The 9,185-nt window shown below is 59.8% G+C and carries 10 protein-coding genes and 1 pseudogene; 2 read left to right on the top strand and 9 right to left on the bottom strand.

Annotated features, from left to right (window positions below; genetic code table 11):
• The first annotated feature begins 297 nt into the window (after positions 1–297).
• Entirely contained in the window at positions 298–1,218 is a 921-nt protein-coding gene (locus N181_RS14155; protein WP_037436539.1) for a formylglycine-generating enzyme family protein, read from the top strand.
• A 3-nt stretch (positions 1,219–1,221) separates the two neighbouring features.
• Here N181_RS14155 and N181_RS14150 read toward each other — a convergent pair whose 3' ends face one another.
• The 7 genes from N181_RS14150 to N181_RS31730 form a co-directional block, all read right to left on the bottom strand.
• The gene (locus N181_RS14150; RefSeq protein WP_037436476.1) at positions 1,222–2,013 is read right to left on the bottom strand and encodes a hypothetical protein; all 792 of its coding nucleotides are present in this window, start codon (positions 2,011–2,013) and stop codon (positions 1,222–1,224) included.
• A gap of 110 nt (positions 2,014–2,123) precedes the next feature.
• Positions 2,124–3,425, bottom strand: coding sequence for an alpha/beta hydrolase (locus tag N181_RS14145; protein WP_050994805.1), 1,302 nt, complete (start codon positions 3,423–3,425; stop codon positions 2,124–2,126).
• Positions 3,416–3,694: a hypothetical protein gene (locus tag N181_RS14140; protein WP_037436546.1), complete on the bottom strand. Its 279-nt coding sequence runs from the start codon at positions 3,692–3,694 to the stop codon at positions 3,416–3,418. Before N181_RS14140 ends, N181_RS14145 begins: the two co-directional genes overlap by 10 nt.
• A 5-nt stretch (positions 3,695–3,699) precedes the next feature.
• Positions 3,700–3,945, bottom strand: a complete 246-nt coding sequence (locus N181_RS31740; RefSeq protein ID WP_255876669.1) for a DUF2092 domain-containing protein — start codon at positions 3,943–3,945, stop codon at positions 3,700–3,702.
• 319 nt (positions 3,946–4,264) lie between these two features.
• Complete coding sequence (locus N181_RS14135; protein WP_162129713.1) at positions 4,265–4,939, bottom strand: GAD-like domain-containing protein; 675 nt, start codon at positions 4,937–4,939, stop codon at positions 4,265–4,267.
• A gap of 275 nt (positions 4,940–5,214) precedes the next feature.
• The gene (locus tag N181_RS34035; RefSeq protein WP_037399425.1) at positions 5,215–5,511 is read right to left on the bottom strand and encodes a sulfurtransferase TusA family protein; all 297 of its coding nucleotides are present in this window, start codon (positions 5,509–5,511) and stop codon (positions 5,215–5,217) included.
• A 28-nt stretch (positions 5,512–5,539) separates the two neighbouring features.
• Entirely contained in the window at positions 5,540–6,076 is a 537-nt protein-coding gene (locus tag N181_RS31730) for a type VI immunity family protein (RefSeq protein ID WP_272949677.1), read from the bottom strand.
• Positions 6,077–7,377: 1,301 nt separating this feature from the next.
• On the opposite strand from N181_RS31730, the pseudogene N181_RS31725 reads away from it, so the two are divergent.
• Positions 7,378–7,569: pseudogene (locus tag N181_RS31725) on the top strand (AAA family ATPase); the annotation flags it as partial.
• Positions 7,570–7,608: 39 nt separating this feature from the next.
• Here N181_RS31725 and N181_RS14110 read toward each other — a convergent pair.
• Together N181_RS14110 and N181_RS14105 are read right to left on the bottom strand one after the other, a co-directional pair.
• Positions 7,609–8,115 carry a cupin gene (locus tag N181_RS14110; RefSeq protein WP_037399415.1) on the bottom strand — a complete coding sequence of 169 codons (507 nt, stop codon included), beginning with the start codon at positions 8,113–8,115 and terminating at the stop codon, positions 7,609–7,611.
• A gap of 87 nt (positions 8,116–8,202) precedes the next feature.
• Complete coding sequence (locus tag N181_RS14105) at positions 8,203–9,180, bottom strand: AraC family transcriptional regulator (protein ID WP_037433134.1); 978 nt, start codon at positions 9,178–9,180, stop codon at positions 8,203–8,205.
• Positions 9,181–9,185: the final 5 nt, after the last annotated feature.

The following is a 9,185-nucleotide window of genomic DNA, read 5'->3' as shown; positions in this document are numbered from 1 at the left end:
TGGAAAATTCCAGTTCAGAACGATCCGATTTGCGGGAAGCACGTCACCGGGAATGGGCCTATGATAGGGCCTCGTCGATCGGCCGGCTGGACAAGGGCCTCGACGAAGCCGGGATCATGGACTGGACGGTCGTCGACATGAAGAACGACTGGACCAAGGTCTTTGCGTTCGAACGGTGATCTCGACAAATGAAACCCGATCCTGCCGGGAACGAGGAAACAAAACGTCATGACAAAGCGTGCCGATGCCGAACGAACCCCTATAGGTTCGCCGTTGACGCCCTCCCTCGGCCCAGAGATGGTGTGGATCCCGGGCGGCACCTTCCTGATGGGGTCGGACAGGCACTATCCCGAGGAAGCGCCGGCCCACAAAGTGGCGGTCACCGGCTTCTGGATGGACGTCTGTACCGTCACCAATCGAGGGTTCGCGGCCTTCGTCGAGGCGACCGGCTATGTCACGCTGGCCGAGCGTCCGGTGAATCCGAAGGACTATCCGGGTTCGAAGCCGGATATGCTGGCGCCAGCATCCGTGGTCTTCAGCAAGCCCAGGACACGCGTCGACCTGCGCAATCACTACAACTGGTGGGCCTATCTGCGAGGCGCGAACTGGCGGCACCCCCATGGGCCTGGAAGCTCGATAGAACACCTCTACGATCATCCCGTCGTTCATGTTGCCTACGAGGACGCGGAAGCCTACGCCATGTGGGCGAGGAAGGAATTGCCAACCGAGGCCGAATGGGAGTTCGCGGCCCGCGGCGGGCTCGAAGCGGCGGAGTATGTGTGGGGCGACGAATGGACGCCCGGCGGCCGACCGATGGCCAATACATGGCAAGGTGAATTCCCCTGGCAGAACCTGTGTGGGGACGGCTACGAAACGACCTCTCCCGTCGCAAGCTTTCCGGGCAATGGCTATGGCCTCTACGACATGGCCGGCAATGTCTGGCAATGGACATCGGACTGGTATCAGGACCACGGCAAGATCGACAGCCCGTGCTGCACGATCTCCAATCCCAGGGGCGGCGATCAAGCGGACAGCATTGATCCGCTCCAGCCGCACCTCAAGATTCCGCGCAGGGTCATGAAAGGCGGCTCCTATCTTTGCGCCGCCAACTACTGCCGGCGCTACCGCCCGGCGGCCCGCATGGCGCAGCCCGTCGACACGTCGACGTGCCATGTCGGATTCCGCTGCATCACGCGCAGTGCGACACTGAGTGGCTGAATATCAAAACCGCACGACAAGTCCGAGGATCGGGCCCTGCTGCACGACGTCGAAGACGAATCCGTCGTCACTGTAATCGACGCCGAGGGCACGATAGCCGGCCACGGCGGAAATCGTGTCGCTGAAGCGATAGCCGATCGCGGCGGCGACGTCCCAGTCGAGGTCGGCCTGCCCGGCGCCGACGAGCCCCCATCCGGTCAGATAGATCTCCGGGGTGATCGAATAGGTCGCCCGAAAACCGGCCAAGCCATCGACCCAGGTCGCCTCGTCACTTCGCGAAACGCCGTCGAGAATCCCGCCGCTGAACGAGAGATCGCTCTCGACCGACCACACGCGCATGCCGCCGACGAGGTCGATCCGTGCGGCGTTGTCCTCGTAAATCGAATAGCCGGCACCGAGCAAGCCGGCGAACGTCTCGGACGAGACCTCGACCTCAACGGCTAGAATGCCCCTCGGCGTGCCGGCCGAACCCGAAATCTTCGTGTACATGACGTCGGCGAAGATGCTGTAGGGACCGTAGCGGGCCTCGCCGATCGCCATGGCGCCGAAGTCGAGGTGGTCGAAGATGTCGCTGAAGCTGGCATCGACATGGGCTTCCGGCAGCCCGAACTGTGCGATGTCCCCCGAGAGACCCGCTGCCCAGAAATAGGGCGCGAAGGAAAAAGTCCAACCGGTCTCGGTGGTCGTCTGCTGAACCTCGGGCGCCATCGGCGAGTAGACGTCGGCAGCCATGGCAGTGCCGGCCGAGAGGCAAATTCCGATCACAGCCAGGCTTCGAGTAAGGCACGTCTTCATCATGTCTCCCAGTGGTATTCAGCTACGATCCCGATTCGAAGGCGCCGACTGGATCATCGGCGAACGGCGAATTTATCCAAACACTTTTTGACAATCGTTGTTAGACGGAATTACCGGCTGCAATTTCCGGTCCTCGCCTGGCTCTTGTTGCTGCAGTCGGGTTCGGCGGTGCCGGGGCTGACTTGGCCGGCGGGTCCAATAACTGTCTCGACGTGGCGGGCATAGTTTTGCCTGGTGTTCTGGTCGACGATAGCGACCGGAGCGGAAACAACGAGGCCCGCAGTCGTGCCGAGCGTGTTCGCGGCGCCCGCGGCTGCCGCCACGATATGATCGCCGAGCCCCAATTTGCTGTCGGTCAATGTCTGGCCCGATGAAAGACGAGTGCCGATCAGCTGGACGATCTCCGGTGACTCGGCAAACTTTCCGTGATGGAGTTTGTCGTCGGTCCTAACCTTGGTCATGTCGATGACCGTGATGTTGTTGGCCGCCAGTTCCTCTTTGTAGGGCGACTGCTCCGGATCGATCGCCCCCAAGCGGGAAACATTGCCCCAAACGCGCCGGGAAACCGCGAGAGCACGATCATCGCGCGAGACGAAAAGCGTGAAACGCGGACGCTGTTTGCCCATGTCGGCGATCTGCGAGCGGAACACATCCACGTCGACGTCCGGTGCGGCCAGCATGACATTCTTGAATTTCGCCGGCAGGCCGTCATTGCGGATCGCCATCTGACGCAACGATTCCAGCGCCAGCCAGTTGCCCATCGAATGGGCGAGTATCGAGACTTCCTTCACCTCCGGATCGCGCGCCAGATACTGGAGCAGCCGCTCCACCGCGTTGCGCGTATAGTTCGTGCTTTCGCGATCATAGCCGTAAGCCAGCAGACTGCCCCTCGAGGGCCAGGTCGCGAGCACCGGGGCACTGTGGGCACCGGAATCATGAACGATCTGCGCGAAGCGGAAGACAGCATCCTCGAAATCATTGTTGAACCCGTGAATGAAGACAAGCACGCTGCGGTCGGGACTTTTGCGCACGGAGCTGCTCAGCCAGCTTTCCGCCTCCGGCCGGTCCACCTCTTGCGCCTTCACCGTCGCGAAATCCGTAGCCGGATTTGGCGGAAGCTTGCGTGGCCAGGCGACCTCCCCGACCTTTCGGACGCTGCTCGGCGGGATCGACACGGTGATCTCGGCGAACTTCGGCGCGAACGCCCGCTCGCCGCTGAACATCTCGCCGGGCTTTTCGGCACGGTTGCGCGTGGTCGCGACCAGCATCTCGACCTGGCTGGCGGATGGGAACGCGGCGACGGGTTGCAGCACCCCCGTCGGCCGGCTTGCGCATGCGACGAGCAGGGTCGAAAGCACACCCAAGACGACGGGTAGATGCCAGGATCGGTGCAAGAAGCGCTCTATGGGCATCGGTAGCCCACGATGTTTCCATTGGCGTCGCGGATCTGAACGCACCCCGGCGCATGTGTCGCCGCCGCCGCTCCAGCGTAGACGGCGCGGCGGGTCGTGCGTCGCGCCACGCCGGCATAACTGACGGGCGTCAATGGCCGCCCGACCCTCGCTTCCGCTTGCGTGATCAGATCAGCCGGCCGTTCCGGGCGCAGCGTTCCGCTCCAGAACAGTTCGAAGGCCCCAAGTGCCGAGGCGAGGACGAGTGTTGCAGTTCGACGTCTGGACATCTCCACTACTCCTTCAGCGCTTCTGCCGGGGCCGGCACTTCGCCGACATCAGCCAATGCGTTGAATTCGACCGACTTCGCCCCCTGAGGTGGGGCAAAGGCGAAACTCTTCGCATCCGGTGGCGTATCGGTATCCCACGACTTGATCCGCAGCGTGTATTGCGGCGCTGCAGCCATGGTCTTGCTGGTAATGACATATTTCCGTGGGATGGGAGCGGGACCGCGTTCGACCCAGAGCTGCCAATGAGCGATGCAACCTGGGCAGGCGTCATTCCAAACTTCAACGGACCCGATCCAATGAAAGAAATAATATCCCAGTCCAATGTGAGCCTCAGCGCGCGAGGAACCTAGCTAGCGAAACTAAGCAAACGAAGCGGTTTATACGGTCGTCCCAAAGGCCCTTGGCGAAGGCCGTTACCGAATGATCTTCTCATACGCTCTCCTCAAGACGACCCGTACTAATACCAATCTTCTCGAAGAGTACAGCGGCCACTTCGCTGGGCGACATTCCGAGTCTTATCGGCCCCATTCCATGGTCTATTTCCTCCCATATAACCGGGCGTCAATTGTATCAACCAATTGGACGAACCGGCACGACCTCAGTTGGTGTTAGGGTAGCCAGCTGAAATTGCTCAAGTTGTGCAAGAATGGAGAAATGCTCCAATGCAGGCATACGCTGGATATTGTCCACTCGCTGCATAGGGCCGAATGCGCCCGAGATCGCAAGAGCGGGAACAAATCCGAAACATTCCCCTTGGCGCAGAGGCCCATACTTCTCAACGCAACGATCGAACATTGGAATTCCATCAACGTCGAGAAAATCAGCCTCCTCACGATCAGGTACGACTGCGGAGGCGATGTGATCTGCGGACGCAGCGAGCTTCCAGCCCGGCAACGTCAACGCCCGGCAGTATGCTACACCGAGCGGTAGCTCGATCTCAAATTTGAAGTATTTGTCAGACCAGCATTGTAGGACGCCGAACGCGCTGTATCCAACGACATGGCAATCCTTGTGGTGAAAATCACTGTCCGCTCCGAATATCAAAGCAAGAACGGAACGAAATTCATCCGGATCACAAAGTTGGAAAAGGCCTCCATGAAAAGCAACGAGACCATACCGTCTGATGAATTCCATCAGAGAACCCGGCAGAATCTTCTCGAGCCGCTCGATTTGGCTATCGCCTGGTTTCTCCGTCGGAAAAACGGGTGAATAGGACTTTAGAAAGTACTCGAAATTCTCGTGCACTACAAACATTCCTTATCAAGCCGGCCAAGCGGACGGATTTCATGAACGATCTCGCGGTCATCGCTCGGCGGCGGACAGGCCCTCTCCAGCCTCGATGCGAGCGGAATAATCTATTGATCCGGCCGTCAAGGCTAAGCTGATGGGCAGGTGATCCACCCGCCCCGGACCCTGATAAAAACGTGCAGATTGCCTCCAAAGTACGAGCCTCACTCCTTACCGCCTGCTTTTTCGGCCACGAAGGCATGGAAGCCTTCGAAAGCTGCGCTTTGGCGCAATTAGTTGCGCCCCTTATAGACCGCGTTCTGGACGTCTAGCCGCGCCAGCGGATCGTCTGCCAGGAGCACCAGGCTTTCGCCTCTTTTCATGGCGGCAAGTGCCTTTCGCATCATGGCGACGGGATAGGGGCAGCGCAGCCCCCTCGCATCAATCGCGCCGACGATTTTGGCATCGGCGCAAAGCTGGCTGAAACGCGGTTTGTCCCCTGAGATATAGGCCGCGACTAACCCCCGGAAATCGCTTTCCTGGATCGTTTCAGGGGTCCAGCCGAATTCGACGGCGACAACCTGTTCCAATGGTTCTCTCCCATGTCTAAGCGGTCCGTCAATCGAAGCGGCGAAGCCACTTCAGGGTCTCGCCCAAGCTTACGTCGTCGTCGTCGTCCATATGTGGAGGCAACTTGATGATGCCGTATTCATATCCCTCGAAGCGAATGGGCTTTATCAAACGGGCGACGGTGCGATAGGCCTCGGGAATGCCGCCGGTGGCCGCATCGCCGAGCGCCGGCAGCTTTCCGGCACGAATGACGACGCCCCCAGAATAGGTTTCCAGGTGCACATTATCTAATATTGACGCACGAATGGCTTCCAGCCCGCCCAGTCGCTCGACATTTGCGTTACCGAGGATTGTCAACCAGTTGGACGAGCGCGGCAGTTCGGAACCGCCGTTTTGGGTTTCTGTCCAGAAGCTCCCCATCGCGTCGTATTCCAGCGCGGGATACTGCATCAGCCAGGGATAGTAGTAAGCGTCGGCCGAGTTCTCGGAGCCGGGGTCCGACAGAACGCCCAGGCCGCATGAGCCATGAACAGCTTCGAGCCGCTGCGACCAATTGCGGAACGAGCCCCACGAAACGGTCTGTATTCTCGAAAACGAAACGTGGCGAAAAATGAACCTCGATGCCGGAGGACGGCCATACTTTGCTCTTTCTGTGACCGAAGCCCATGAACATCAAGCGTGACGGGTCCCAAGGCTCAGCCGTATCTGCCTGTTTAAGATATACGAAGAGCGAGTCGGTCTCAGGCAGATCCAGAAGGCGTCTATACTCGTCCGGAACGCCACCTTCCTTGTAGGCTCGCATTTTAGGTTCGTCGTCGACTTGAAAATGCGTAACCTCGCTTGAGAAGAAAGACAGATAATCCCCAAGACACGTGATCAGCGCCTCACGCTTCTCCTGACTCCAGCCGTCGGCAAAATAGATCGACAAAAGAATGCCAACGCGCGACCGGATAAGACGAACGTCATCATCACGCAGAATACCACGATGTTCGATGTCTTCTGGGTCGAGCTTTAGATCGAGAGGGTATTGCATGCAAACCTCGAATGCTGATTACGAAGTATAGTTAACACCGACCTGGCTTGGATACGCCCACCTGCTGCGAGCAGTCGCAATCCTTTTGGACGTCGATGTCAACGACATCCTTTCGTGGATTTAATCCGTTAGAGCGCGCAATTCGTTCATATTCGCCGGCTGCCTGCATCGGTGTTTTGCCATCAACTCCGCCATTGGCCGTCGGGAACTTGAGTTCGAATATTTTCCACAGCTTCCCATCCTTCCACCACGAAATGTCCGGCCGAGGCGCACCTCTGACCGGATATTGCGAGGTAGGCATTCCGACACGTTTTGACTTTCCACTGGACGATAGCCGTTCTCGGGGTCGTAGCTCACCTCCGGTCGGGGTCCATCTGCATTCGGAGACTTCGGATAACGCGTCGAGCCGTCCGCTCGGCGAGGCCCACTTTAATCGTAGTAATCCTTACGCAGCTTTCTAGCCATGCATTCGGTGAAGGTCGGTGCCCCCGCCTCTCTCCTCCATGCACTCGCATGCATATTTGCAGATATCGTCGCATTCGGACTTCGCGCCGGTGATGCGGACGGACCCCGTATCGGCGACGGGTTTGGCTTCCTGCTTTTCCTCGCTCTTGGCATTGGCCAGGATGTCTTGCACTTCTGCATCCGTCATGCCACGCACATCCATAGGGCGCCCGGACAAGCCGCTCAAGATGTCATTCGCCAAGGGAATGCGCTTATCAGCATCGATGGCGACGCCATACTTGCCCGAGAAATCCCAGGTGTCCCCATCGAATATATTGCCCAACGTCACCAGCGTTCGTCCGCCGAGAAGCTTGTTCTGGATGATGGCATTTTCTCCGGCGGGCGATAGGCCGGCGCCGGGGTGAAGGGCGAGTTCGAGCGGCGCCTGCACGGTGTCGTCGACGCAGTGAAAAGATCGCCGCAGCCGGTCATCCTGTTCATCGATGAGGCGCACGGCCTGATCGGGGCGGGCGCCGCGGCCGGCCAGGGCGACGCCGCCAACATTCTGAAGCCGGCCTTGGCGCGCGGGGAACTGCGCACGCCGTTGGACTTTGAAGGCAACGCTCGAGGCAGCCGGTCCCTAGGCGTTTTGCCAGAGGCGGATCAGAGGGCCGTTTGCGCCATAGAGCGGGTCGGTTGGAGGCAGCGGCAGGTCGGCGATCGTTTGGAGAGCGCTCCTGCTGGCCGCCTCCGTCTGAATATCGGCCGTCTGTCCGGGCGGATAGCCGCCGACGACGAGGAAACCGTCGCTCGCTCCGAGATTCATGTGACCGGTTCCGGCCGGCAGGACGAGGCAATCGCCTGCGCCGACCTCCAGCACAGCGCCCTCGGAACCGCCGATCAACAGCCTGGCATTGCCCGTGGCGATGCCAAGAACTTCATGCGCGCCGATATGGTAATGCTGATAGGAAAACACGCCGTTGCGCCACACGCCCTGCCAGCCGGTCTGGGCAAAGCGCCGCTCGAATTCGGCCGCCACATCGTTCTCGGCAGACGATAGGGCCCGATGATAAACCAGCACCGGCAGCCGCGGGTGGTTCGGCACCCATTCGCTCGGCTGGAATCTGATGGTTTCAGGTTCACGCATCTCCGGCTCCGGCCTATCTAGTGGGCTTACCTGAGTTATAGGGCCGGATTCGACGAATTCGAGCAATCAGCCATCCTGATCCGGCGATCAGCAGGAGCGGAGTGTCTGGGATGGAAGCTCCCCAAACCGGTTGCGGTACTCCATGGCCAGGCGCCCCATATGGGTGAAGCCCCATTTGAAAGCGATGTCGGCAATGCTTTGGCCGGGCCGCGCCTGTGTCAGCTCTTCGCGGAGCGCCTTCAGGCGCAAATCCTGGAGATAGCTCATGGGAGTGGTCATTTTGAACTGGCGAAAACCCTGCTGGAGCGTACGCGAACTGACCCCGCAGGCGGCCGCGACCTCCACCAGAGTGATCGGCTTCGACAGATTGGCCATCATGAACTCGATCGCCTTCTTCACATGACGCGGCACGGGCGAGGCGGCGCGACGCATTTTTTCCGAGAAGCGGTGAGGCAACGTATCGAGGATCACCTGGATCAAGGCTTCGCTGAGGTTTGTCAGCGCAAGCGGAGACCTGCGCAGTGGCGCCTCGCCGTCAAGGCCCGCCCGGAGCGTCGCCGCGATGCTGGCAATTGCAGTTCCTGGTCCGGATAACAGATCGATTTCCGGCGAGAACTCCAAGGCTCCGGAGGCCGGCATCTCGACCATGTCGTACAGTCGGCGGTAAAGCGCCGCCTGATCTATAGCGACGAACATGTGCTCCCGAGAGCTCAGCGATCGGGCGGCAATGCGCTGGTTTCCTTCTATGACGGCGCCCCGTCCGGGAGATGTGCAGAATGCCTGCCTTCCCATCCGCAGGTCTATGCCGCCACGGCGCGGCACGATCAGCACGAGCTGACCGCCGGCGCCCTCGCTTTCGAAAAGAACCTGCCCGTCGAAGTGCGTACTGCCGATCGATACGATGCCGGCGTTCGCCCACGCGCATTTGTAGGAGATCCTTTCCCTGCTCAGCGGTCGAACAACGACATTGGAGGTCCAGCTCGACAGCGTCGCTGCGAGGCGGTCCGGGTCGCTTCCTTCGAATGAAACCCATTCCGGACGATTTGCCGGATCCCCCAAAGCCATGAATA

Source organism: Sinorhizobium fredii USDA 205 (genome assembly GCF_001461695.1).
Taxonomy (GTDB): domain Bacteria; phylum Pseudomonadota; class Alphaproteobacteria; order Rhizobiales; family Rhizobiaceae; genus Sinorhizobium; species Sinorhizobium fredii.
This window is presented reverse-complemented; position numbering and strand designations above follow the sequence as displayed.